The 1,562-nt window shown below is 66.5% G+C and carries 1 protein-coding gene; it reads right to left on the bottom strand.

Annotation, left to right across the window (positions count from 1 at the left end; translation table 11 throughout):
* Nucleotides 1–1,555, bottom strand: a 1,555-nt coding sequence (locus ABEA18_RS24145) for an IS1634 family transposase (protein WP_345453861.1), incomplete at its 3' end; no start/stop codon positions are given.
* Nucleotides 1,556–1,562: the final 7 nt, after the last annotated feature.

Here is a 1,562-nt window from a genome sequence, read left to right as displayed (position 1 = left end):
TGTCGGCGGGGATGGCGGGCGGGAATGTCTGCTCGGTGCCGTTGATCGCGATGGTGGCTGAACGAAGCGGCCGTAGTTGGCGGATCAGGTTGCGGATCGAGAGCCCGGTCCGGTGCTGTGCTTCTCGGCTGAGTGCCAGCGCGGTGAACACGATGGTCAGGTGGGCTTCGATCGCGTCCTTGGTGCGGTGGAACATGGGCCGGGCCCGCAGGTCGGTCTTGGACATCCGGAAGGACTGCTCCACATGCCACAGGTCGTGATAGCTGGAGATCACCTCGCCGGCGGGCATCACGCCGATGGGGATGTTGGTGACGTAGCCTTTCAGCCCGACCAGGCGCCGTGCCCGCGCCAGCGATGCCTCATCGAGTGACCGGCTGCCGTTGCTGGTCTTGATGAACCGTGGCGCCCGGGCGGTTTTCTCGCCTGCGATGACTGCGCGGGCCTTGCCTTCCTGCAGTGTGAGGGTCGTGTTGTCCCGCGCTGCCCGTTTCGCCGAGTACGCCCACACCGCCCGCCAGGACCCGGCGTGCTGCTTGGGGTCCCAGACTGGTTCGGCTTTCACGTACGGATCGCTCGCGACGCCGCCGCGGCCGTTGCGCGGGGTGATGGTGTCGATGATCTGCCCGTCGGTGAACGCGTCGCCGTGCCAGCGGAAATGGGACTCCAGATCAACGGGAGCCTTGGTCACCCGGGACCCGACGATGAACCTCAAGCCCGCCTCATCGAGCTCTTTGAGGTTGGATGCGGAAAGCATCCCCGCGTCGGCGACCACGACCATGTCGGCCAGGCCGTGCCGTTCCTGGAAGGCCTTGATGATCGGGACGATGGTGGTGGTCTCTGCCCGATTGCCCTCGAAACAGCCGATCTCAAGCGGGAAGCCGTGCCGGTCGACCAGCAGGCCGACCACGACCTGGGGGTCGACCCGGCGTTCCTTGGAGTAGCCGACCTTGCGCAGCTCGTCCTCTTTCTCGGCCTCGAAGTACAAGGTGGTGACGTCATAGAGACACAACGACACATCCCCGCGGGTCACCGCATGGTTGAAGCAAGCGGTCGCGATGAGGTCCCGATAGCCCCGACCGACGCACCGGCTCAGCGTGCGGCGCATCGTCTTCTCGCTGGCGGGCCTCTGACCCAGGTCGCTCAGAACCCGTCCGGTGTCCAGGATCGAGGTCGGCTCCACGATCCTGGCGATCACCAAGTCACGGAACGTCTCGTCCTCGACCACGGCGAACCCCAGGCCGGAGTAGACCCCGGCAAGCACCTCGTACAACAGCATGGACGACGTACCGATCACCTGCGGGGCGGCCACCCGCGGCTGCTCGACTCCCCGGCCGGTCAGACCAGAGTCGGCGAACAGCGCCGGGACCGCCGTCGGCGCGACCATTCGGGCTTTCCTCGGCGTGACTTCCAGACCCAGATCGAACTCATCCTGGCCGGCATCGAGAAGCATCCCGCGGGCCTGCTGCAGCAGGAGCCCAAGCTCGGCCTCCGTATGCGCTGACCCGAGATGAGCCACGATCCGCCGCCGCCCATCGACGTACTCCGCGATCTGCACAGCCGTC

Origin of the sequence: Arthrobacter gyeryongensis (assembly GCF_039543785.1) — a bacterium.
Classification (GTDB): domain Bacteria; phylum Actinomycetota; class Actinomycetes; order Actinomycetales; family Micrococcaceae; genus Arthrobacter; species Arthrobacter gyeryongensis.
This window is presented reverse-complemented; position numbering and strand designations above follow the sequence as displayed.